Source organism: Pseudomonas sp. BC42, assembly GCF_021560055.1.
Taxonomy (GTDB): Bacteria; Pseudomonadota; Gammaproteobacteria; order Pseudomonadales; family Pseudomonadaceae; genus Aquipseudomonas.
Window position 1 is genome coordinate 4,408,199 of record NZ_CP091067.1, and the last position, 22,496, is coordinate 4,430,694.

A 22,496-nucleotide genomic window follows, 5' to 3' on the forward strand; every position below is an offset into this window, starting at 1 on the left:
CAAAAAATGCATCTGATTGCCTCCCAAGGGGCTGAGAGGCTCGATCGTACCGGCCCGTTTTTTTCGGTAGCCCCCACCAGAGCGACCCTGCAGCATCTGGGGCTCCCCTCCCGAACGACCAGCCATAGCGCCACACGCCGCCGCTCCCATGGCGAAGCCCCAAGAGTGCTGTTATTCGTTCCGCCCTACACGCGCTTGGTCGAACCGGCACCGAAAGACAGCGCATTCACCCAAATCGGCATCGATACCTTTGAGGTGATGAAGCGTGCAGGTACTCCCATCGGCCTGCTGCGTATCGCCACAGTGGCCAGGCGCGCGGGGTACGACGTACAGATCATCGACGCCCCCTTCGCTGGCTGGGAACAGGAGTCTCCCCTGGTGCAAGTCGATCAGGGACACTTGCTGCGCTACGGCCTGAGCGATGAGCAGATGCGCACCATCATCGAGACTGCGCAGCCCGATATCGTCGGTATCCAGTGCAACTACACCGTGCAATGGGGTAACGCTCGGGCGCTGGCGGATCTGGTCAAGTCCATCGATCCCAACCTGGTATTGGTGACTGGAGGCGCGCACTCCAGCGGCGATTGGCAGAACGCGCTGCTGGACTCGGCATTTGATTTTGTCCTGATCAATGAGGCCGACCGTGCCTTTACCCTGTTGCTCGACGCCTTGAGCCATGGCGGCGCCGACATTCATGCAGTTCCGGGGGTTGCCTATCGTGGCCAGCAGGGACAACTGGTTCGCCCTTCGCGCAAATCCAACTACTTGAGCATTGTGCCTAGCCGCCAGGGTCTGGAGGAACGTCTCGGGGTCATGCCCTTGCCCGACTTCAGTTTCCTGAACATGAACCACTATCTGCAGCCCTATCACTCCTCTGGCGCTCGGGTGCACAAACACGGCGCCTGGGCGCAGATCTTCTCCACCATCGGCTGCAACGTGAACTGCAACTTCTGCTACATCCCCAAGATCAACGGCCCATGGCGTGCCTTGGGACTGGATTGGTTCGACCTGCACCTGGCGGATCTGGTCAATCAGGGCGTGACCGAGGTACTGATCGAGGACGACCATCTGATGCACGATCCGCTGTACGCCATGGAAGTGGGGCGCCTGCTGAAAAAGCACAACTTGCCCTGGGTCGAAGAAGGTGGCCTGAGCCTGTTCAATCTGGTGCTGCTGCACAAAGGCGAGCGTTTCCTCGCTGAGCTGGATGATCAGGAACTGAAAAATCCGCAGTACCGCAACGTCATCGCCGCGATCAAGGGCGGACTGACAGCCCGGCAGTTCATCCGCTCGATTGCCGAAAACGGCTGCTACAACATTTACCTTGCGGTGGAAAGTGCCAACGAGGAAAGCCTGATCAACTCCAACAAGTCGCGCTTCAACGCCATTCAGCAAGCTACCTTTGAACTCATCGAGATATTCACTGAGCACGGCATTCAAGTCACTGGCGGTTTCATGCTGGGTTTTGTCAATCCGCCCGCCACTGCGGGCGCCAAGCCCTTTATCGAAAGCCTGGAATTGATCGAAAGAACCACCGACTACGCGGTAAGCCTAATGGGCGCAGGCATGGCCTATGCAAACCCGTTTATCGTGACCCCCATTCCTGGCACCGCCATGTGGGAATACCAGCAGCAATATGTGGTACGTCACTACGACAATGGCTGGTCCCGCGAAAAAGCCACGATGGCAACCGAGCTCTGGAGCGCGGAGGACATCGAAAAGGCCAGGCTGGAGCTTTTAGTCCGCGCCAACGGTGCAGATCGAGTCAAAGAGATGGTTCGGCGCGGCACATGGCCGGTCGATACGTAACCAGCCCAGCGAGAAGTCGAGGCCCGATTGCCACTCTTCGGTGTCTTATGAACCTCAAGAACCGAAACAGCTGGCGGTCATTGGTCCACCACGAAAAATCCTTCTGGAGCCTTCTGTGACGACCATGGGATGATGCGCCCCCCTGATCCCATGCCCGGAGATTGTGCATGTCATCCTTCGCTAGAAAAGCCCTGGTCCTGGTGTTCGCCGCGGTGGCGGGCTTTGGTGCGCTGAACGCGCTCGCGGCCGGCAAGTCCACGGCCAAGCAGGCGCCAGGGGAAAAGGTCTCGATGCTTGGCGGCAAGCTCGCCTTCACCCTGCCCAAGGGCTTCAGCGCCTCGGCCCTGCCGGCCGGCAGCGAGGCCGACGGCACCGCGGGCGCCAGCGGCACTCTGTATTCCAATGCCACCACCCGCACCGTGGTGATCGCCGCGCAGAACAGCATTCCCAACGGCACTCAGGTCAAGGACAACGACAGCGCCTTTCTCGATGCCGCGGTCAGCAGTTTTCTCTCGCAACAGGCCGCCGCCCTGCCGGACTTCAGCAAGCAGAGTGAAAAGAGCATGACCCTCAAGGGCCTGGGGGTGCGGCAGATCGACAGCACCGCGACCCAGGGCGGCGGCCAGACCCTGAACTCGACCCTGATCGCCGGTTCCGGCTCGCGCATGGCGGTGGTGCAGGTGATTTCCCGGGCCGCCGACAAGGCCGGCCATGCGGCGCTGATGAAGCAGATCCTCGGTCAGTAAAACCCGCTTCGGCTCAGGGGTTGAGCCCCTGCAGCCAAGCCTTGAGGTCTTCGATCTCGGCTTCGCTGATGCTGTGCCCCAATCCCGGGTAGGCATGGAACTGCGGTTGCAGCGAGGCTCCACGGAGCAGGCGATTGGCCTGCTCCCCGTCGCTGTAGGGCAGGCGCCGATCGTCGGTGCCGTGGCCGATGAAGATGCCCAGGCGCTGCAGGTCGGGGCTGTCTTTCACCTGGGCGGCCAGCAGCGGCAGGATCTTCCCGCTCAGGGCGGCAATGCCGCGCACCGACTGCGGATGACGCAGCCCCACTTCATAGGCCATGACCGCGCCCTGGCTGAACCCCACCAGCACCACCTTGTCCGGCTGGGTGTGATACTTGGCCACCGCGCCGCGGACAAACTGGCCAATCAGCTCGGCGCTGCCGGCCAGTTCCTCGGTCACGCCGTCATAGGCGCCCTGGCCCTTGCGCTGGAACCACTGGTAACTGCCCTGCTCCAGGGTCTGCGGCGCCCTGGCCGAAAGGTAGGTGTAGGTCACCGGCAGGCGCTCATGCAGGCCGAACAGGTCGGCCTCGTTGCTGCCGTAGCCATGCAGGAAGATCACCAGCGGCTGGTTGCGGGTGTCCGCGGGGGCCTGCTCCAGGTAGCGCAACGGCAGATCGTCGCGCAGCGTCGGTTCGGCGTGGGCCAGGGGCGCGGCCAAGGCGAGCAATAGCGCCAGGTTGCGGATCATGTGCGGCTCCTTGTGCTTGAGGGATGGTCAGAAAATCAGTGCCGGAGCCTAGCATCGCCGGGCCCGCAGGTTCATCTGTCGGGCGGCGCCAGCCCCCGCCAGCCCAAAGGCAGCAGCACCAGCACCGCCAGCCCGAACCCCACCTGGGACAGGTAGAAGGTTTCCAGCCACTGGCCGTGGGCCGCCACATAAAAACTGTTGTGCACGACATCCAGCACGATGATCGCCAGGGTCAGCAACAACCCCCAGCGCGGGCGCAGCCACAGCAGCAACGCCGCCAGCGGGTCGAAAAAGCTCAGGGAACCCCAGAACGCCCGGCTGGCCAAGGGCGTGTCGACGCCATAGCCATAGTCCCAGAGCAACCCGTGGTCCATTGCGGCGCGCAGGTGATTGAAGGTGGCCGCAAGCAGGCACAGGGTGAACAGCAGGCGGATAGACAGGGACACTCGCGACACGGACACCTCTAGTGCAGGAACCGGCTAGCCGGCGAAGGGCGCGCTGGCGCGTCGAGGACCAACGCACCGCCGCTTTCCCTGGCCAGCCAGTGCCCGCGCCTCGTCGGCCTCGCCCCTGGCGGTTCAGTCGTTGATCAGTTTGCCGGCGCGAATCGCCTCGCGACCGGCCACCTTGGCCAACCAGATGCCCGGCTGGGTGTAGCGTCCGCGGTCCAGGGCAAAGAGCACCCCGCTGGTGCCGGCCCGCACGGTGCTGACGGTGTCGTGCAGCGGGTCGACCACTTCGAACAGGGCATCGCCGCGCTCCACCCACTCGCCGGCCTCGCGCAGGAAGCTGACCACGCCATGGTGCGGGGCAAACAGGTATTCGGTGCCTTCGAAGGGCATGCCTTCGCAGCACTGTTGCGGTGCGGCGGGCCAGTCACCGCTGATCAGGCCCTGTTCGGCGAGAAAGCCGAGGATGGCCTCGGCGTTGGCCCGGGCCTGCTCGACCCGGGTGTCGCCCATGCTGCCCAGCTCCAGGGTGGTGGCCAGGTTGGCCGGGGGAATGGCCGCCCGGGGAAAATCCCGAGCCAGGCGCAGCCAGGGCGCGGAACAGGACTCGTCGAAGGAGCTGCCGCCGGAGTCTTCACAGAGCAGCGCCACCCCGGCCTTGAGCCGCGCCGCCAGGGACTGCCACTGCGGCCAGTGCTGGGGCAAGGCGTAGAGGTGGATCGCCGCTTCGAAATCGCAGTGCAGATCCAGGGTGATATCGGCGTCACAGGCATGGCGCAGCAGCAATCGGTGCAAGGCCTCCAGTTGCGAGGCCGGCGGCGGCAGTTCGTCCAGTACCTGGAGCATGGCGCCGCGGATCAAGGCGATATTGGCGGTGGCATCGCTGCCCAGCTGCTTGCCGATCAGGTCGCCCACCGGGCCGCTGAGTTCGACGAAGGCGCGGTTGAAGTTCTTGCCGCTGCCCAGTTCGAAACGCCCCAGGTGGCTGCCCTGCACCTGCTGATCCAGGCCGATGGGGTTGGCCACCGGCACCAGCTCGATCACCCCCTCAAGGCGGCCCTGGCGTTCCAGCTCGGCCAGACGCTGCTTGAGCTCCCAGGCGGTGCGCATGCCCGGCAATTCATCGGCGTGCAGGCTGGCCTGGATGTACACCTTGCGCGTGCCGCTGCCAAAGCGGAACACGCTGAGCTGGCGCTGGGTGCCCAGGTGGCCCCAGGGCAGGGAATGGTCGATGCGTTGCATGCTGGCTCCAGGGTTCAAGAAAAAGCGCGGTGCAGAATAAAACAGCCGCGCAGAAAAAAGGTGGCGACCGAGTTGCGGCCGCCACCTTTTTTTACCTCATGTATCGAGCCGACGGCTTACTCGCCGTAGACGTCGAAATCGAAGTACTTGTCTTGCACTTGCTTGTACTTGCCGTTGGCGCGGATCTCGGTGATGGCGCTGTTGAATTTCTCCGCCAGCTCCTTGTCGCCCTTGCGCACGGCAATGCCGGCACCGCCACCGAAGTACTTCGGATCGTTGTACTCGGGACCGACGAAGGCGAAGCCCTTGCCGGCGTCGGTTTTCAGGAAGCCGTCATCGAGGTTGACCGAGTCGGCCAGCAGCGCATCGACACGACCGGAGACCATGTCCAGGTTGGCTTCCTGCTGGGAGCCGTAGCGCACCAGGTCGATGCCCGCCGGCACCAGCACTTCGGTGGCGAAGCGGTCGTGGGTACTGGCACGCAGCACGCCGACTTTCTTGCCCTTGAGCTCGGTCAGCGGGTCCTTGATGGCGGTGCCGGCCTTCATCACGAAGCGCGCCGGGGTGTGGTAGTACTTGATGGTGAAATCGACGTTCTTCTTGCGGTCGTCGGTGATGGTCATGGACGACAGGATGGCGTCGATCTTCTTCACCTTCAGCGCCGGGATCAGGCCATCGAACTCCTGCTCGACCCAGGTGCATTTGACTTTCATCTGCTCGCACAGGGCGTCGCCCAGGTCCACGTCGAAACCGGTGAGCTTGCCGTCGGGGGTCTTCATCGAGAACGGCGGGTAGCCGGCTTCGATGCCGATACGGATCGGCTTGGCCTCGTCGGCCGAAGCGGTGAAGGAAAACAGCGACAGTGCCAGGGCACCAAACAGCGCAAACTTGTTCATTTATAACTCCAGGAGACGGAGACTTTTATTGGCTGGTTTCGATTATGGGCAAATCGAAGTGGCCAGCAGTCTAGAGCGGCTCTGAAGCGGCAAATTGTGTTTATGCGACAAATACTTACAAAAACCCTGCGCCTGCGTCCGCGTGCCTCTGCCAGCGCCCCGACACCGTGCATTTTCGTTGAACAACCCGACATTCGCCGCACAACGGTGCATGTTCACCGCCACATCCCGCCGTCGAAGCAGACGCGATGAGCGCACGCCACGGCCCTTCGCCGGCAACGCTGGGCACCGCTCGCTGTAGCGGTCGCCGGCTTGGCGGCTTGGCGGCTTGGCGGCTTGGCGGCCCAGGATGCGCTGCCAGGCCGGCGGCTAGGGCTCCGGTTTACGCAGCAGGTAGGTGTCCATGATCCAGCCATGGGTCTCCCGCGCCTGGCGCCGGACCCGCTGGATCTGGTCGGCGACCTCGTCGAGCCGACCGGAAATGAGGATCTCGTCCGCGGTGCCCAGGTAGGCGCCCCAGTAGATGTCCAGATCCTGATTGCGCAGTTGGCAATAGGCATCCTCGGCATCCAACATCACCACCCGGCTGTCGGCCGTTCCGGCCTGCCCCGCCGCCAGACGGCGGCCGGTGGTGATTTCCAGCGAGCGGCCGATGCGGTTGAGCGGCACCTTGTGCTGGGCGGCCAGGGCCTGGACGCTGGTGATGCCGGGGATCACCTGATAGTCGAACTGCGCCGCGCCACTGGCCAGGATCTGCTCCAGGATGCGCAAGGTGCTGTCATACAGCCCGGGATCGCCCCAGACCAGGAAGGCCCCGGTCTGCCCCGGTTCCAGTTCCTCGTTGATCAGGCGTTCGAAGATCCGCTGCTTGTCACGGTTCAGCGCCTGCACGCTGGCCGGGTAGTCCACGTCGCCACGCTGACGCTCCGGCGTCTGTGCTTCGACGAAGCGATAAGGGCGCTCGGTGAGGTAGCGTTGGCACAGCTCGCGGCGCAGATCGAGCAGTGAATCCTTGCTCGGGCCCTTGTCCATCAGAAACACCAGGTCGCAGCGGTTCAGCGCCTTGATCGCCTGGATGGTGATGAAATCGGGGTTGCCGGCACCGATGCCGATGACCAGAAGGGTTTTCATGGGGTCGGGTTCTCGCTGTTGAGCCTGGGGACAGTATGGGCGGTGCGGCGCGACCGAGAAATGCGCCGCCGGGCCCGGCGCTCAGTCACGGCCATCCAGGCGCAGGCGCCAGCGCCCGGCGTGGCTCAGGTCGAGGCGGCCCAAAGGCTCGATGTCCAGCAGGTTGAAACTGCTCAGGGGCGCCTGCAGCACCTGGAGCATGGCCGCGCGGATCACCATGGGATGGGTCACTGCCAGCCAGTGCCCGGGTTGCTGGGCCATCTGCTCCAGCCACTGCGCCACGCGCCGGCACAATTGGACCCGCGATTCTCCCCCCGGCGGCGCGCACTGCGGGTCTTCGAGCCAGGCCTGCAAGGCCTGGGGCTCTCGCGCTTGCAATTCGGCAAGGCGCAGCCCCTGCCAGGCGCCGAAACCACAGTCGCGCAGGGCCTCCTGCACCTGCGGCGCGGCGCTGAACAACGCAGCGGTCTGCCGGGTGCGCTGCTCCGGTCCGCAGAGCACCCGCAGCCCGGGCTTGAAGGCCGTCGCCCGACTCAGGGCCTGGGCCTGCCAGTCGATGTCCAGGGCTTCGTCCAGGGGCAGGCGCGCCTGCTTCTGGGCGGCGGTACGGGCATGGCAGATCAGGGTCAGGCGGGTGGCCGGCAATGGGGCAATCTCGACACAGGACAAGCGGGGCTGAAACGGGGTTGTAGCACGATGACCGGGGAAAAAACCAACGGCGAACACTGGAAAGCTCTCATAAAAATCAAGAATAAACTCCCCCCAAAAAAAGAATCAGCTGATAGGCCACCCAGGCACCGCAATCTTATCCTCCAGCCCTCCTCCACGTTTCGATCCAACCAGGCACCTAGACAACCATGCACAGCGGTATCTGGGAGCACCTCTCCCTCGACCTGGCGCTCAACACGTCGCTCCTGCCGATCATCCTCCTGCAATACGTGGCCATGGTAGGGATCTTCAGCACCCTGCTGATGCTGCGCGAGGACGCCCAGCGCCTGATCCAGTCGAAGAAAGTGCTGCTGGGGTCGATCCTCGGTGCCAGCAACGTCGCGTTGATCGCCCTGGCCTCGCAGTTCATGCAAGCCCCGATGAAAGTGTTCCTGAGCAACGACATGCTGTTTCTTGCCGGCTTGCTGGGCGGCTGGTGGGGCGGCCTGACCTGCCTGGCACTGGTGGCGCTGGCGCGCTTCTGGATTGCCGGCGCCGAACTGTTTGCCGAAGCCCTGTTCAGTTTCAGCATGATGACCCTGGGCGGCGTGCTGCTGCATCGCTGGTTCGAGTCGCGCAACCTGCGGTCCCTGCGCCTCAAGGACATGACCCCGGTGGTGCTGATGCGGATCGGCGCGGCCATTGTGCCGATACAGCTGATCGACTGGTTCGGCAACGTCGATTCCGCCGTCACCGCACAGTTGCTGTCCCTGCGCATCAGTTCGACCCTGCTCTCCCTGCCGCTGATCATCCTGATTCTCGCCATGCTGCGCCGCGAGACCCGCTACCAGCAGGCGCAGCAGCGTCTGCTGCAACAGGCGCTGACCGATTCGACCACGCAACTGCCCAATCGCCGGGCCCTGAGCATCTACCTGGAACGACTGCTGCAGCGCAACGGGCACAGGCTCGGGCAGCACACCCTGCTGGTGATCAAGATCGGCAACCTCAAGGATCTGGTGGCCATCCACGGTCACGACTGGACCGATCAGTTGCTGGTCGGTCTGGCGCAGCAGTTCAGGGACGGAGCGGCCCGGCATGTCCTGCAGGCCGCCACCGAGCCCAGCCCCTTCATGTTTTCCGACTTGAGCCTGGCCCTGGCCCTGCCGGACTGCTCCATCCACCAGGTCGAGGAGTCGGCGCTGCTGGCCACCCTGCAGATGACCCTGCAGGCCAGCCTGCCCGGCGACGGCGGGCTGTCGCCCACACTGCAGTTCTGCGTGATCGATGCCTGCGCCGGCGGCAGCCCCAACATCACCTTGCGCAACATCAGCCTGGCGCTGGAGGACAGCCGCCAGCCGGTGCGCTACCTGCACCAGTCGCTGATCGAACAGGCCCAGAACAACGAACGCATCCGCCAGCAACTGCTGGAATGGGTCCGCTCCAACCACCCGCCTCTGCACTACCAGCCGAAGTTCTGCCTGAACCGGCGCACGGTGATCGGCGCCGAAGCGCTGCTGCGGGCCCGGGATGAAAAGGGTGAGAGCATTTCCCCGCTGCTGATTCTGGAGGTGATCCGCCATCACGACCTGCTGCATGCCTTCGAATGGGCGACCATCGAAACGGTGATCCGCGATGCCCGGCGCTACATCGACGCCGGCTTGCCGGGGCCCCTGGCGGTGAACGTCTCGGCCTCGACCCTGAGCGATGCCAACTTTGCCGTGCTGCTGATACGGCGCCTCAAGGAGAGCGGCCTGCCCGGCCACCGCCTGGCCCTGGAACTGACCGAAAACACCCTGCTGCAGGACACCCGCCAAGTGGCCCACAACATGCTCCTGCTCAAGGACCATGGTGTGACCCTGTCCCTGGACGACTTTGGCACCGGCTATTCGGCGCTGAGCATTCTGGCCAAATACCCCTTTGCGGAAGTGAAGATCGACCACTCGATGATCTCGCTGCTGCATTACGAACGGATGCGCACCGCGGTCACCATCGCCCAGGAAAGCGCCCGCCTGTACCAGGCGACGCTGACCGCCGAAGGGGTCGAGACCCAGGAGCAGATCGATATTCTGCGGAGCATTGGCATTGGCTGTGCCCAGGGGTATTTCTTCTCGCCGGCGGTGCCTCTGGAGCAATTGATTGAACTGGGGATCGAGTGTGAGCGCGGGCAGGGTGAAAGGCGGGGGCAGTGATGGGGGGTTGCCTTTTGCGCTGGTGGGATGGGGGGCATATCCGTTGCTGCGGGTGCGACCACCTGGGGGGCGCTCTTTCAGCTAGTGGGACGGGGTACATATCCGTTGCTGCGGGTGCGACTACTTAGGGTTTCGCTCTTACAGCGAGTGGGACGGGGTACATATCCATTTCTGCGGTCACGGCCGCTTAGGGTTTCGCTCTTACAGCGAGTCACTTTGAAACCCGGAATGCCGGTCAGCCCAAAGTAACCAAAGGCTCCTGCCCCTCCACTCGGTGCCTCGCATAGCGAGGCATGCCCGAACGAAGGCATCGTGTCTAAAGGGGCAGGAAGATCAAAAGCCAGATCAAAAACAAAAACAAAATCTGAATGCGGCCTGCCGGCCAACCTGTTTCATCGCCGTTCGCATTACATGTAGCCGCTGCCGCAGGCTGCGAACGGCTCCGCAGGAGACGCTAAACCTGCATACCCACTGTTCCTGAACCACCGCGCCGCCTGGTTTTGCGAGCGCGAGCGCTCGTTCGCAGCCTGCGGCAGCGGCTACAAGGAACCAGCCTGCGCACCTGGGTTTTGGCGTTGGCTTTTGATCTTGATCTTCAGGCCCCTTCCCAGCAGGCCGAGCGCAGGCGTTGCGTAGGGGGCAGCTCGGCAGGGATGCCGAGCTAGCCGCCGCCCGGCCATGGATGGCCGGTTGGCGGCGGGCCCCCGGAGCAATGCCGGAGCTCGGGCACCCCGAGCCTCAGCGAGGGGCCGTATGGAGGGGCAAGACTTTTTGCTTACTTTTGTGTCGTTTGACAAAAGTGAGTCGCCGTAAGGGCGAAACCCTAAGTGGCCGCACCCGCAGCAACGGATATGTACCCCGTGGCACAGCCCCCAAAGGACGAAACCACCAGCAGCCACACCCTCAGCAACGGATGTACCCCCCATCCCACCCACTGCAAGAGCGCCCCACTGCCCCAACCCCCAACCCCCTGCCCCCTGCCCCCTGCCCCCACCCACGCCCCATTTCAGGGCATTTTGCTATCAAGCAACTTTTCACTAGACATGTAGCGTCCATTACATAAATATCAATTTCACCTTTTCATGAAATAAAACCGACATCACGTTCCAAGGCACCCGATGCCCTCTCTCAAAGACCTGATCACCGACTCGGCCCTCGACCTGACGCCCGCGGAGCGCAAGGTGGTGCGTGCACTGCTCGACCACTACCCGCGCAACGGCCTGGGGCCGATGTCGCGCCTGGCGGAACACGCCGGGGTCAGTGACCCGACCATAGTGCGGCTGGTGAAGAAGCTCGGTTTCAGCGGCTACGGCGAGTTCCAGGAAGCCCTGCTCAGTGACATGGACGACCGCCTGCGGTCCCCCAGCACCCTGCTCCGCCCCCGGGCGCAAGTGGCCCAGGGCGACACCTGGGGCCGCTACCTGGCGGACAGCCAGCGCGCCCTGCAGGACACCCAGGCCCTGACCCAGCCCGAAGACGTGCGCGTCCTCGTGGACTGGCTGCAGGACAGCCGCCACGCGGTGTACTGCTTCGGTGGACGCTTCAGCAGCTTCCTCGCCCACTACCTGCTCAACCACCTGCGCCTGATGCGCCCCGGCTGCCTGTTGCTGGAAGACAATGCGCAACTGCCGGACCGTCTGTTCGATATCCAGCGCCAGGACCTGGTGCTGCTGTTCGACTACCGCCGCTATCAGTCCCAGGCCCTGCGGGTGGCCAGCGCGGCCAAGGCGCGCCATGCCCGGGTGGTGCTGTTCACCGACATCTATGCCTCGCCGCTGCGCGAGCTGGCCGACCTGATCATCAGCGCCCCGGTGGAGTCCCTGTCGCCATTCGACACCCTGGTGCCGGCGCTGGCCCAGGTCGAGGCGCTGATCGCCTGCCTGACCCCGCGCAGCGCCCATCTTGATCAACGCCTGGAGGGCATCGATGCCCTGCGGGCGCAATTCGATACCCATGTGCTGGAGGAAAAATAAGGATGTTCAGCCTGCCCCACCGTTCGCCCCGGGACCTGCCCTTCGTTGTCGATCACACCGCCCTGCTCCTGGTGGACATGCAGCGGGCGTGGCTGGAGCCGCAGTTCGACCCGCACTTGCAGGAGCCCGAGGGCCAAGCCTTTTTGCAGCGCGCCCGGCAACAGGTGATTCCCAACCAGCAACGCCTCCTGGCCGCGGTACGCGAAGCGCGGCAGAACGTGCTGCACACCCTTATCGAAAGCCTGACCGCCGACGGCCGTGACCGCTCCCTGGATCACAAGCTGTCGAACATGCACCTGCCCAAGGGCAGCCCCCAGGCGGCAATCATCGACGAGCTGACGCCGGTGGAAAACGAGATTGTCCTGCCCAAGACCTCCTCCGGGGTGTTCAACTCCACCAACATCGACTACGTGCTGCGCAACCTGGAAACCCGCCACCTGATCGTCGCCGGGATCGTCACCGATCAGTGCGTGGACATGGCGGTGCGCGACGCCGCCGACCGCGGCTACCTGGTGACCCTGGTGGAAGACGCCTGTGCCACCTACAGCGACGCCCGGCACCAGGCCTGCCTCAACGCGATCAAGGGCTACTGCTGGATCACCGACACCGACACCGTGCTCGGCCGCCTGCGGGAGATCCGCGGATGAGCCGCGGCCAGGGCATCGAGGCCCTGACGCCCGTGGCCATGACCAGCATCGTCACCACCGACCTGATCGGCGTCACCCGGGGCCGTTCCTTTCCCAGCGACGAGCTGGAGCGCTACCGCCTCGGCGGCTGCGGCTGGGTGCCGGCCAACAGCGCGCTGACGCCCCAGGACCTGATCGCCGAGGACAACCCCTGGGGCGCCTACGGCGACCTGCGGCTGATTCCCGACCTGGACAGCCGGGTCACTGTCAGTGCCGGACCGGATGCCACGTCGGCGCCCCTGGACTTCATTCACGCCGACATCTGCGAGACCGATGGCCGGCCCTGGGCCGCCTGCCCGCGCACCCTGCTGCGCAACGAGGTGGCACGTTACCGTGAACTGGGCATCCAGATCACCGCCGCCTTCGAGCACGAGTTCAACCTCGACAGCGGCAGCGCTCAGCGCGAGCACCTGGCCTTCTCCCTGGAAGCCCAGCGCCAGGGCGCGGCCTTCGGTGGCTGGCTGCTGTCGGCATTGCGGGCGGCCGGGGTCGAACCGGAAATGTTCCTCCCCGAATACGGCAAGCAGCAATACGAGATCACCTGCCGCCCGACCCAGGGCCTGGCCGCCGCCGACCGCGCGGTGAACGTGCGCGAGATCACCCGGGAAATCGCCCGGCAGCTGGGGCAGCGGGTCAGCTTCGCCCCCAAGACCGCCGCCGACGCGGTGTGCAACGGCGTGCACCTGCACCTGAGCCTGCAGGACCTGGACGGCACCCCGCTGCTCTACGATCCCCAGGCGGTCAGCGGCGACGACCTGTCGCGGCTGGGCCAGCACTGGGCCGCCGGGGTGCTCAAGCACCTGCCGGCACTGTGCGCCTTCACCGCGCCGACGCCGCTGTCCTACGAGCGCCTGCAGCCCCATCACTGGAGCGCCTCCTACGCTTGCCTGGGCCTGCGCAACCGCGAAGCCTCACTGCGCATCTGCCCCACCGTGGACATCGGCGGCAAGCCCCTGGCGCCGCAGTACAACCTGGAATTCCGTGCCCTGGACGCCACCGCCTCGCCACACCTGGCCATGGCGGTGATCCTGATCGCCGGACGCCTGGGCATTGAACAGAAGCTGCCCCTCAATGCGGTGACCGACAAGGTCCCCGATGAGCTGAGCGCCGAACAGCGCCTGGCCAGCGGCATCGTGCCCCTGCCGGGCAGCCTGCCCCAGGCCCTGGATTACCTGCGCAGCAACACGGAGTTGCTGCAGGCTCTGCCGGAACCGCTGCTGAGCACCTACTTCGCCGTCAAACAAAAGGAAGTGTCCCTGACCGAGCACCTGACCGCTGCCGAACTCTGTGAGCACTATGGACACCTGTACTAAATCCGCCGAGCACGGTTTCTACACCGAGCCGGCCTACCGCCTGCTGCGGGAAGACTCCGAGCATCCGCTGATCCTGGTGTGTGAGCACGCCAGCCACTACATTCCACCGCCCCTGCATGACCTGGGCCTGGACAAGGTGGCGGCCCGCGAGCACATCGCCTGGGACCCGGGCGCCCTGGAACTGGCCCAGAGCCTGTCCCAGGCCCTGGGCGCGACCCTGATCGCGGCCAACTATTCGCGCCTGCTGATCGACCTCAACCGGCCGCGCCACGCCCCCGACAGCATCCCGCTGCAGAGCGAGATCTATCAGGTGCCGGGCAACCAGCACCTGGACGAGGCGACCCGCGAATACCGCCGCCAGCAGCTGTTCACGCCGTTTCACCAGCGTCTGCAGCGCATCATCGACCGGCGCCTGGCCGCCGGCCGCGAAGTGCGGGTGGTGGGGATCCACAGCTTCACGCCGATCTACTACAGCCAGCCGCGCTCACTGGAAGTCGGCGTGCTGTATGGCAACGCCACCGCCTACGCCGCGCGAATACTGGAAGGTTTGTGGACCCTGCCGATAAAGGTGGCGGGCAACCAGCCTTATGAAATCGACCCCTTGAGCGACATGACCGTGCCGGTGCACGGTGATGCCCGGGGCCTGGAATCGGTGCTGATCGAGGTGCGCAACGATCTGCTGCGCAGCCCCGAGGCCGTGCAGTGCTGGAGCGACCGCCTGGCACCGCTGCTGTAACCCGGATAGCAAGAGGATTGAACGCAACCAAGACCGTTTGCCGGACGGCAACGACAACAAGAAAACAAGCTGTGGTGTGTCTTTAACCCTGCCAGGTTCAAACACAGTCCGGCGCACGAGGTGTCCATGACGACCCTCGGCGCCGACTTCGTCCACTTACATTGGCTACAAGGAGAACCGCTTCATGGAGATTGAAGAATTCGGCTACAAACAGGAACTCAAGCGCGGGCTGAGCCTGCGTGACCTGGTGGTCTACGGGATGATTTTCATGATCCCGATCGCCCCGTTCGGGGTCTACGGCTACGTCAACCAGGAAGCCCCGGGCATGGTGCCCCTGGCGTACATCATCGGCATGGTGGCGATGGTCTTCACCGCCCTGAGCTACGGCGCCATGGCCCGCGCCTTTCCCATTGCCGGCTCGGTGTATTCCTACGCCCAGCGCGGCCTCAACCCGCATGTCGGCTTTCTCGCCGGCTGGCTGATGCTGCTGGACTACCTGCTGATCCCGCCGCTGCTCTACGTCTACGCCGCCATGGCGCTCAACCACCTGTACCCGGAAGTGCCCAAGGTCGGTTTCATCCTGGCGTTCCTGGTCAGCGCCACCTTCGTCAACCTGCGGGGCATCACCTTCACCGCGCGGATGAACATCCTGTTCCTGCTGGCGCAGCTGGTGGTCCTGGGGATCTTCCTGTTCTACGCCTGGAACGCCCTGCACGGGGGTGCCGGCAACGGCCAGCTGACCCTGGCGCCGCTGTACAGCCCGGACCACTTCCACTTCGGCATGCTGATGCAGGGCGTGTCGATCGCGGTGCTGTCGTTCCTGGGCTTCGACGCCATCTCGACGCTCGCCGAAGAGGTCAAGGGCGATCCCGGCCGCAGCGTCGGTCGCGCCGCGCTGATCACCCTAGTGGTGATGGGCGCGATCTTCGTGGTGCAGACCTGGATCGCCACGGACCTGGCCGCCGGCATGGGCTTCAAGTCCGCCGACACCGCCTTCTATGAGATCGCCGAACTGGCCGCCGGCAGCTGGCTGGCGACCCTCACCGGGGTGGCCACGGCGCTGGCCTGGGGCGTGGCGGTGGCCATCACCTCGCAAGCCGCGGTGTCGCGCCTGCTGTTCGGCATGGCGCGGGACGGCAAGCTGCCCAAGGTGCTGGCCAAGGTGCACCCGAAACACAACACCCCGCACATCAGCATCTACCTGGTGGCGGTGCTGTCGCTGCTGATCTGCTACCTGTTCATCAACTCGGTGGACACCCTGACGTCGCTGGTCAACTTCGGCGCCCTGAGTGGCTTCATGCTGCTGCACATCACGGTGATCAACTTCTACTGGCGCCGGCAGAAATCCGGCCAGGTGCTGCGTCACCTGGTCTGCCCGGTGATCGGCTTCGTGATCGTCTGCGCCATCATGTACAACATGGGCGTGGACGCGCAGAAACTCGGCGCCATCTGGATCCTCGCCGGGCTGGTCTACCTGTTCCTTTTGAACAAGCTGGGCAGCGCCGCGGCCCTGCCCGATCCGCTCAAGCCATAAGCCCCCAGCGCGGCGCCGGATGGCGTCGCGCGCCCCCGAGAGCCGCCGTCAAGAGCGGCCCGGGGACCGGCCGCCGGATGCCGCGGCCGTGCAACTGCGTGGTCACCGACAGTGATGTCTGGCCGATGTTCGCCCCGGGCGAACGGCCCTTGATACAGGAGTACACCCATGCTGGCCTTGCGTCCGGTGGCGTTATCCGATCTGCCTCAATTGCTGCGTCTGGCCGGCGCACGCCTGCTGGGCGTGACTTCGCTGGTGGATGACGAAACCTGCCTGCGGGAGAAGATCCTCGACTCCCTGGCGTCCTTCGCCAAGGTCGAGGCCCGCCAGGGTCCGGAAAACTACTTTCTAGTGCTCGAGGACCAGGACAGCGGCCAACTGCACGGCTGCTCGGACATCCTCGCCACCGCCGGCTTTGCCACGCCCTTCTACAGCCTGCGCAACCGCCCCTTCATCAGCAGCTCGCGAGAGCTGAACATCGAACACGCCGTGCCGACCCTGTCGCTGTGCCAGGACCTCAGCGAACAGACCCTGCTGCGCAGCTTCCATGTCGATCCGGCGCTGGCGGGCACGCCCCAGGCGCAACTGACCTCCCGCGCGCGCCTGCTGTTCATCGCCGCGCATCCCTGGCGCTTTGCCGACAGTTGCATCAGCGAGATCGTCGGCTACAGCGACGCCGCCGGCCAATCGCCCTTCTGGGCAGCGGTGGGCCAGCACTTCTTCGACCTGCCCTATGTCGAGGCCGAACGCCTGTGCGCCTTGCAGGGCCGCGGCTTTCTCGCCGAACTCATGCCCCAGTACCCGCTGTACATCCCGATGCTGCCGCAGCCGGCCCAGGACTGCATCGGACGCATTCACCCAGCAGCCCGGGAGGCCTGCGACATCCTCGTCGACGAAGGCTTCGCGCCCACCCAGTACGTCGACCTGTTCGATGCCGGCCCGACCCTGCAGGCCCGCAACAACCAGCTACGCTCGATCATTCAGAGCCGGGTCGCGGTCAGTTACCTGAGCCCGCAGAGCGGCCAGGGCCGCCACTGGCTGCTGAGCAACGACCGGCTGCAGGGCTTTCGCGCGATTGTCGTGCCCCTCGACGAGGCCCCGGGCGACGTGGTCGGCCTGGATCACTCGATGTTCCAGGCCCTGCAATTGACACCGGGCGAGCCGGTGCGCGGGGTGGCGTTATGAGCCGGCCCCGGTTTTACCGCTGCCCCCGGCAGCGCCAAGGAGCGGTGCCATGATCGTCCGTCCGGTGCGCGTCAGCGATCTGCAAGCGCTGCTGAAGCTGCTGCAGGGCAGCTGTCGCGAGTTGAACAACCTCTCCACCGATCCCGAGCGCCTGGCTCATCGGCTGCGCTGGGCCCAGCGCACCTTCGCCAACCAGGTGGAACGGGCCGATGCCGACTACCTGTTCGTGCTCGAGGACGACGACCAGCAAGTGATCGGCGTCTGTGCCCTGAGCGGCGCCATCGGCCTGCGCGAGCCCAGCTACAACTACCGGCTGGGCATCACCCGCGGCCGCGCCCCGGAGCTGGGCATCGACAAAGAGATTCCGACCCTGTTCCTGTGCAACGAGATGACCGGGCAATCCCTGCTCTGCTCGCTGTACCTGCGCCACGACCAGCGCCAGGGCTACACCGGGCGCCTGCTGTCCACCGCGCGCCTGCTGTTCGTCGCCGAATACCCGCAGCTGTTCGGCGACAAACTGGTGGCCGAGCTGCGGGGCCAGCTCGACAGCCAGGGCCGTTCGCCGTTCTGGGACAGCCTGGGGCGGCACTTCTTCAAGATGGACTTCCAGCAGGCCAATCGCCTGTCCAGCCAGGGCGGCAAGTCCTTCATCTCCGAACTCATGCCGCGCCAGCCGCTGTACACCTGCCTGCTCAGCCCCGACGCCCAGGCCGCCATCGGCCAGGCCCACCACAGCACCGAACAGGCGGTGAGCATCCTGCGGGACGAAGGCTTCAACCATCAGGGCTGCATCGACATCTTCGACGGCGGGCCGCTGATCGAGGCCGAGGTGACGAAGATCCGCAGCGTGCGTGAAAGCCAGACCCTGCCCCTGCTGGTGGGCACCCCGGACGCGCAGGCGCCGATGTGGCTGATCCACAACCGGCGCCTGGAGAACTGCCGCATCACCGCCGCTCCCGGGCGCCTGGTGTCCGGTTGCCTGCTGGTGGACCGCCTGACCGCCAAGCGCCTGCAATTGCAGCCCGGCGACACCGTCAGGGCGGTGCAAGCGGCAAGCTCCAAGCGGCAAGCTCCAAGCAACAGCTTCTAGATCGCAGCTTTTATCTTGCAGCTTGCCGCTTGCCGCTTGGAGCTCGCCGCTTTGCTGCGTAACATGCCGTCCAGTTTCAGGTGCCTCATGCCGCCGTGCATGAGGTGAAACGGGAAACCGGTGCGCCCCTTCAGGGCTAGTCCGGTGCTGCCCCCGCAACGGTAAGCGAGTGCTGCATTCAACACGCCACTGTACCCAAGGTATGGGAAGGCGAATGCCGCCACACTCGTCAGCCCGGAGACCGGCCTGAAACCTGTGTTTGGCAATCCTGCGGTGGGCGGGCATGGGCCGGTAAGGTCGCGTGCCCGTGGCCGATACCTTCTCCTGCGTGCTTCCCGAAGACACTTTCGAGAAGACCAAGAATGACAACACCTGACACCTTCCGCGTGCGCCCCTTGGCCACGCGTCGCCGCACGCCATGCGGTGCCTTGCTCGGCTGCCTGTTCAGCCCCCTGCTGCTGGCGGACGACACGCCGCTGACACTGGAGCCGCAGTCGATTTCTGCCCCTTCGGTGGAGTCTACCGCCGTGGCTGAAATGGCCCGCTACGGCAGCAAGCTGGAGATCATCGATCGCCAGCAGATCGAACGCGCCGGCCCCAGCAGCGACATCACCCGGGTCCTGCAGATGTACGTGCCCGGGCTATACGTGGCGCCCAAGAATGGCCCGTTCGACTACGGCACCTATTCCCTGCTGGGGGGGCGCAACGACGACACCCTGATCCTGCTGGACGGCGTGCGCCTGAACAACCGCCTGTACGGCGGCCTGTACCTGGACACCCTGCCGGCCAACGCCATCGAGCGCATCGAGGTGCTCAAGGGCGGCCAGAGCCTGCTGTTCGGCACCCAGGCGGTGTCCGGGGTGATCAACATCGTCACCCGCAGCCCGCAGACCCGTGACGTCTCCGGCGAGGTCAACCTGGGCCTGGACAGCTTCATGGGCAGAAGCGGCGATGCCCGCGCCGAACGCATCGTCAGCAACGGCCTGGGCGACCTGGGCCTCTTGGCCTATGTCAGCCACAACGTCTCCGACGGCTACCAGCCATTTCGCAACAGCGCCTACAGCCCCAGCACCCGGGACAAGAAACGCGGCTATGAAGTGACCACCTTCGGCGCCAAGGCGATCCAGGGCTTTGCCGACGACTCGCGGCTGGAGCTGTTCTACCAGTACAGCGACGCCAACCTGGATTTCGCCCGCCCGCTGAACAACAAGAAGACCACCAACGACCGCATCCAGCAGATCGCCACCGCGACCTTCGAGCAGCGCCTGGACCAGCGCTTCAGCTACTTCGTCAAGGGACATGTCAACGACTGGGACACCCGCTACACCCGCATCAACAGCACCACCAGCGGCGCCACCCAGGTGATCAACCACAACGACTACTGGGGCTTCACCGACTGGGGTCTGCAGGCCGAGGGCAAGGCCGAACTGGACGGCGGCCATGTGCTGGTGTTCGGCAGCGACAACCAGTGGTTCAAGGGCCAGGACGACGTGCTCAAGATCGACGACAACAGCGCCCAGGCCAACGCCCTCTACGCCCAGTTGCGCCCGGTCGTGGCAGCCCTGCCCGACTGGCACCCGAGCATCGGCGTGCGGCACGAGAAGATCAGCGGCGGCGAAAGCGCCACGGTGGGCATGCTCACCTCGCTGTATGACCTCTCGCCCCACTGGCAACTGCGCGGCCAGTTCGGCAGTGCCTTCAAGCTGCCCAACGCCGAGCAACTGTTCGCCAATGAGGAGGATGAAAAAGGCAACCGCCAGCTCAAGCCGGAAAAGAGCGTGAATGCCGAGCTGGGCCTGGACTACAAGGGCAGCCTGCTGGCCGGCGACTTCAACGCCAGCGGCACGCTGTTCCAGCGCAAGATCGACGACCTGATCGCCCTCGACGGCATCGACTGGGTCAATGGCGACGGACGGATCAAGGTCCGCGGCATCGAGGTCGATGGGCGCTGGCAGTTCAGCCCGCAATGGACCCTCTCGGCGGACATGACCCGCAACCTGGTGCAGTCGCGCAACGGCGTGACCCTGAGCAACATCCCCGGCTTCTTTGCCCGCTCGCGGCTGGGCTTCGAGTCCCTGGACCGTATGTGGGGCGTGGGCGGGGCAATCCGCTACATCGGCCAGATCGACAGCCCGAAGCAGATCGACTACGGCCACTACTCGGTGGTCGACGCCGATGCCTATCGCTACCTCGACCCGGCCCAGCAGCATCGCCTGAGCCTGCTGGTGGAAAACCTCTTCGACCGCGATTACAGCACCAGCATCGCCAGCAACAACCCGCGGGTGGATAACCTGGGGCGACCCTTGACCACCGAGCTGCGCTACACCTACCGCTTCTGAGGACGACGACCATGCACAAGGATTATCAACGCGTGCTGTTCGTCGGCCCCGGCCTGAACAGCGGGGCCCTGGGCGAGGCGTTTCGCCGCGAGCTTGCGCTGCTGCGGGGCATTGACGCCGGCACCCGGGTGATCGACACCCTGGACGGCTTCGACAGCCTCTGGGCCGCCATTGACGAGCCCTTGCACGAGAACGGCGCGGCGCTGCTGGTGGTGGACCTGGAGCCCAGCTCCGACAGCGCCTACCTGGATTGGCTGCGCGACGAACTGGGGCGCCTGGCCCGCGCCCACCCGCAAGCGCCGCGACTGTGGGTCACCGCCCAGGCCCTGGGCCGCCGCGGCCTGGACGCCGCCCTGGCCTGCGCCAGCATCGACCAGCGCGAGCGCCATCTGCCCTGCGACAAGGTCAACGCGGTGCCCAGCGACCCGGACTGGTCGCGGGTGCCGCCCCATGCCCGCCAGGTATTCCTCTGCACTGGCCCGCGCTGCGTGCGGCGCGGCGCCCTGGCGTTATGGAAAACCCTGCGCCGCGAACTGCTGCGCCTGGAGCACCTGGAGACACCCGGTGGCGTGCTGCTGACCCGTACCGCCTGCCAGTTCCCCTGCAACCTGGGGCCAGTGTTGACGGTGCACCCGGATGGCTGCTGGTACCGGGTCGCCGACGACGCCCAAGTGCTGCGCCTGGTGCAGGAACACCTACTGGCAGGCGCGCCGGTGGCGGACCTGCTGATTCCCTCGCCTTACGCAGGCGAGACAGATGCCTAGAACGACCACCATCGCCCCGCTGCTCGGCCTCCTGCTTGGTCTGGCCGGCACGCCAGCCCTGGCGACCCCCTATGAAAACTGCGGCCAGCGCTGGGAAATCGCCGCGCCGCCCCAACGCATCGTCGCCCTCAACCAGCACAGCGCCGACCTGCTGCTGGCCCTGGGCGCCGGGCCGTCGCTGATCGGCGTGGCCTACCTGGACGACGATGCCGGCGCCGACGGGCACTACCACGGCGTACCGGTGATCGCCCGGCAGTACCCGTCGGCGGAGGTGCTCTACAGCCTCAAGCCCGACCTGGTGGTGGGCGGCTTTGCCTCGGCGTTCCCCGAGTCCTTCAGTTCCCGGCGGCGCCTGGGTGCTATCGGCGTGGCCAGCTACCTGCTGGAGTCGGCCTGCGCCGGGCACAACGAGGACTACTTCGGGCATATCCGTCACGACCTGCTGACCCTGGGCCGGCTGTTGCACCAGGACGCCCGGGCCGCGCAACTGATCGCCGAGCAGCAGGCCGACCTCGACGCGGCGGCCCTGTATCAGGGGCGCGGCAGGCCTGCGGTGTTCTACCTCGACAGCGAGGTCAACGGCCTGGCCAGCCAGGGCCAGCGCGGTTTTGTCGGGGTATTGCTGCAGGCCGCCGGCGCGCGCAACAGCTTCGCTGCCATCGACCGCCCGCGCCTGACGGTCGACAGCGAAACCCTGCTGAGCAACGACCCGGACGTGCTGCTCCTGGCGGACGCCCTGTGGTCACCGGCCACGCGCAAACGCCAGCTGCTGCAGCGTGACCCGGTGCTGTCGCGGCTGCGGGCGGTGCGCGAGGACCGGCTGATCGACATCCCCTTCAGCCAACTGGTGCCGGGCATCGCCAGCGGCCGCAGCGCCCTGGAGCTGGCCCGGCGCCTGCACCCCGCCCCGTAGGCGCCGACTTGCCGGCGAAGCGAGCACCGCCAACCCCGCGACGCGCCACCCGACGCCTTCGCGGGCAAGCCCGCTCCTACAAGCCGGCTTGCCGGCGAACGGAACAGCGCCAATCACACGGCT

19 protein-coding genes and 1 riboswitch are annotated in these 22,496 nt (G+C 65.4%); of the genes, 13 read left to right on the forward strand and 6 right to left on the reverse strand.

Going from position 1 to position 22,496, the window contains the following annotated elements; translation table 11 throughout:
• The first annotated feature begins 6 nt into the window (after positions 1 to 6).
• Positions 7 to 1,809, forward strand: coding sequence for a cobalamin-dependent protein (locus tag L1O02_RS19710; RefSeq protein WP_235758551.1), 1,803 nt, complete (start codon positions 7 to 9; stop codon positions 1,807 to 1,809).
• 167 nt (positions 1,810 to 1,976) lie between these two features.
• Entirely contained in the window at positions 1,977 to 2,555 is a 579-nt protein-coding gene (locus L1O02_RS19715; RefSeq protein ID WP_235758552.1) for a hypothetical protein, read from the forward strand.
• 13 nt (positions 2,556 to 2,568) lie between these two features.
• Here the strand turns inward: L1O02_RS19715 and L1O02_RS19720 are convergent, their stop codons facing one another.
• The 6 genes from L1O02_RS19720 to L1O02_RS19745 all read right to left on the reverse strand — a co-directional run bounded on the left by L1O02_RS19720 (position 2,569) and on the right by L1O02_RS19745 (position 7,648).
• A complete protein-coding gene (locus L1O02_RS19720; RefSeq protein WP_235758553.1) occupies positions 2,569 to 3,285 on the reverse strand; it encodes a dienelactone hydrolase family protein in 717 nt (238 codons plus the stop codon).
• 71 nt (positions 3,286 to 3,356) lie between these two features.
• Complete coding sequence (locus L1O02_RS19725) at positions 3,357 to 3,746, reverse strand: hypothetical protein (protein ID WP_235758554.1); 390 nt, start codon at positions 3,744 to 3,746, stop codon at positions 3,357 to 3,359.
• Positions 3,747 to 3,863: 117 nt separating this feature from the next.
• On the reverse strand, positions 3,864 to 4,976 hold the full coding sequence (locus L1O02_RS19730; protein WP_235758555.1) for a succinylglutamate desuccinylase/aspartoacylase family protein: 1,113 nt from the start codon (positions 4,974 to 4,976) through the stop codon (positions 3,864 to 3,866).
• Between the two features lie 116 nt (positions 4,977 to 5,092).
• Positions 5,093 to 5,872, reverse strand: coding sequence for an ABC transporter substrate-binding protein (locus L1O02_RS19735; RefSeq protein ID WP_235758556.1), 780 nt, complete (start codon positions 5,870 to 5,872; stop codon positions 5,093 to 5,095).
• A 369-nt stretch (positions 5,873 to 6,241) separates the two neighbouring features.
• On the reverse strand, positions 6,242 to 7,003 hold the full coding sequence (gene cobF, locus L1O02_RS19740) for a precorrin-6A synthase (deacetylating) (RefSeq protein WP_108542748.1): 762 nt from the start codon (positions 7,001 to 7,003) through the stop codon (positions 6,242 to 6,244).
• Between the two features lie 81 nt (positions 7,004 to 7,084).
• A complete protein-coding gene (locus tag L1O02_RS19745) occupies positions 7,085 to 7,648 on the reverse strand; it encodes a histidine phosphatase family protein (protein ID WP_235758557.1) in 564 nt (187 codons plus the stop codon).
• A 212-nt stretch (positions 7,649 to 7,860) separates the two neighbouring features.
• Between L1O02_RS19745 and L1O02_RS19750 the strand changes: the two genes are divergently transcribed.
• From L1O02_RS19750 to L1O02_RS19800, 11 genes are all read left to right on the forward strand, one after another.
• Positions 7,861 to 9,840 (forward strand): GGDEF domain-containing phosphodiesterase, encoded by a 1,980-nt coding sequence (locus L1O02_RS19750; protein WP_108542744.1) that lies wholly within the window; start codon positions 7,861 to 7,863, stop codon positions 9,838 to 9,840.
• A 1,118-nt stretch (positions 9,841 to 10,958) separates the two neighbouring features.
• A complete protein-coding gene (locus L1O02_RS19755) occupies positions 10,959 to 11,813 on the forward strand; it encodes a MurR/RpiR family transcriptional regulator (RefSeq protein ID WP_060838565.1) in 855 nt (284 codons plus the stop codon).
• Between the two features lie 2 nt (positions 11,814 to 11,815).
• The gene (locus L1O02_RS19760; protein WP_060838564.1) at positions 11,816 to 12,460 is read left to right on the forward strand and encodes an isochorismatase family cysteine hydrolase; all 645 of its coding nucleotides are present in this window, start codon (positions 11,816 to 11,818) and stop codon (positions 12,458 to 12,460) included.
• Positions 12,457 to 13,812, forward strand: coding sequence for a glutamine synthetase family protein (locus tag L1O02_RS19765; RefSeq protein ID WP_235758558.1), 1,356 nt, complete (start codon positions 12,457 to 12,459; stop codon positions 13,810 to 13,812). The genes L1O02_RS19760 and L1O02_RS19765 overlap by 4 nt, the downstream gene beginning before the upstream one ends.
• Entirely contained in the window at positions 13,796 to 14,548 is a 753-nt protein-coding gene (locus tag L1O02_RS19770; RefSeq protein ID WP_060838562.1) for an N-formylglutamate amidohydrolase, read from the forward strand. Before L1O02_RS19765 ends, L1O02_RS19770 begins: the two co-directional genes overlap by 17 nt.
• Before the next feature lie 184 nt (positions 14,549 to 14,732).
• Entirely contained in the window at positions 14,733 to 16,082 is a 1,350-nt protein-coding gene (locus tag L1O02_RS19775; protein WP_129406777.1) for an APC family permease, read from the forward strand.
• Positions 16,083 to 16,250: 168 nt separating this feature from the next.
• Positions 16,251 to 17,267, forward strand: a complete 1,017-nt coding sequence (locus L1O02_RS19780) for an arginine N-succinyltransferase (protein ID WP_235758559.1) — start codon at positions 16,251 to 16,253, stop codon at positions 17,265 to 17,267.
• A gap of 49 nt (positions 17,268 to 17,316) precedes the next feature.
• Entirely contained in the window at positions 17,317 to 18,357 is a 1,041-nt protein-coding gene (locus tag L1O02_RS19785; RefSeq protein WP_060838559.1) for an arginine N-succinyltransferase, read from the forward strand.
• A gap of 61 nt (positions 18,358 to 18,418) precedes the next feature.
• Positions 18,419 to 18,622, forward strand: a riboswitch (cobalamin riboswitch).
• Positions 18,623 to 18,719: 97 nt separating this feature from the next.
• A complete protein-coding gene (locus L1O02_RS19790) occupies positions 18,720 to 20,696 on the forward strand; it encodes a TonB-dependent receptor (protein WP_082729843.1) in 1,977 nt (658 codons plus the stop codon).
• Between the two features lie 11 nt (positions 20,697 to 20,707).
• Complete coding sequence (locus L1O02_RS19795) at positions 20,708 to 21,460, forward strand: (2Fe-2S) ferredoxin domain-containing protein (protein WP_235758560.1); 753 nt, start codon at positions 20,708 to 20,710, stop codon at positions 21,458 to 21,460.
• Positions 21,453 to 22,373: an ABC transporter substrate-binding protein gene (locus tag L1O02_RS19800; protein ID WP_235758561.1), complete on the forward strand. Its 921-nt coding sequence runs from the start codon at positions 21,453 to 21,455 to the stop codon at positions 22,371 to 22,373. The genes L1O02_RS19795 and L1O02_RS19800 overlap by 8 nt, the downstream gene beginning before the upstream one ends.
• The last annotated feature ends 123 nt before the right edge of the window (positions 22,374 to 22,496 follow it).

What these genes read in the sequence shown, in the direction of transcription:
- L1O02_RS19710 (WP_235758551.1), top strand. Translation starts at nt 7, where the DNA reads ATGCATCTGATTGCCTCCCAAGGGGCTGAGAGGCTCGATCGTACCGGC.
- L1O02_RS19715 (WP_235758552.1), top strand. Translation starts at nt 1,977, where the DNA reads ATGTCATCCTTCGCTAGAAAAGCCCTGGTCCTGGTGTTCGCCGCGGTG.
- L1O02_RS19720 (WP_235758553.1), bottom strand. Translation starts at nt 3,285, where the DNA reads ATGATCCGCAACCTGGCGCTATTGCTCGCCTTGGCCGCGCCCCTGGCC.
- L1O02_RS19730 (WP_235758555.1), bottom strand. Translation starts at nt 4,976, where the DNA reads ATGCAACGCATCGACCATTCCCTGCCCTGGGGCCACCTGGGCACCCAG.
- L1O02_RS19735 (WP_235758556.1), bottom strand. Translation starts at nt 5,872, where the DNA reads ATGAACAAGTTTGCGCTGTTTGGTGCCCTGGCACTGTCGCTGTTTTCC.
- cobF (WP_108542748.1), bottom strand. Translation starts at nt 7,003, where the DNA reads ATGAAAACCCTTCTGGTCATCGGCATCGGTGCCGGCAACCCCGATTTC.
- L1O02_RS19750 (WP_108542744.1), top strand. Translation starts at nt 7,861, where the DNA reads ATGCACAGCGGTATCTGGGAGCACCTCTCCCTCGACCTGGCGCTCAAC.
- L1O02_RS19755 (WP_060838565.1), top strand. Translation starts at nt 10,959, where the DNA reads ATGCCCTCTCTCAAAGACCTGATCACCGACTCGGCCCTCGACCTGACG.
- L1O02_RS19760 (WP_060838564.1), top strand. Translation starts at nt 11,816, where the DNA reads ATGTTCAGCCTGCCCCACCGTTCGCCCCGGGACCTGCCCTTCGTTGTC.
- L1O02_RS19765 (WP_235758558.1), top strand. Translation starts at nt 12,457, where the DNA reads ATGAGCCGCGGCCAGGGCATCGAGGCCCTGACGCCCGTGGCCATGACC.
- L1O02_RS19770 (WP_060838562.1), top strand. Translation starts at nt 13,796, where the DNA reads ATGGACACCTGTACTAAATCCGCCGAGCACGGTTTCTACACCGAGCCG.
- L1O02_RS19775 (WP_129406777.1), top strand. Translation starts at nt 14,733, where the DNA reads ATGGAGATTGAAGAATTCGGCTACAAACAGGAACTCAAGCGCGGGCTG.
- L1O02_RS19780 (WP_235758559.1), top strand. Translation starts at nt 16,251, where the DNA reads ATGCTGGCCTTGCGTCCGGTGGCGTTATCCGATCTGCCTCAATTGCTG.
- L1O02_RS19785 (WP_060838559.1), top strand. Translation starts at nt 17,317, where the DNA reads ATGATCGTCCGTCCGGTGCGCGTCAGCGATCTGCAAGCGCTGCTGAAG.
- L1O02_RS19790 (WP_082729843.1), top strand. Translation starts at nt 18,720, where the DNA reads ATGACAACACCTGACACCTTCCGCGTGCGCCCCTTGGCCACGCGTCGC.
- L1O02_RS19795 (WP_235758560.1), top strand. Translation starts at nt 20,708, where the DNA reads ATGCACAAGGATTATCAACGCGTGCTGTTCGTCGGCCCCGGCCTGAAC.
- L1O02_RS19800 (WP_235758561.1), top strand. Translation starts at nt 21,453, where the DNA reads ATGCCTAGAACGACCACCATCGCCCCGCTGCTCGGCCTCCTGCTTGGT.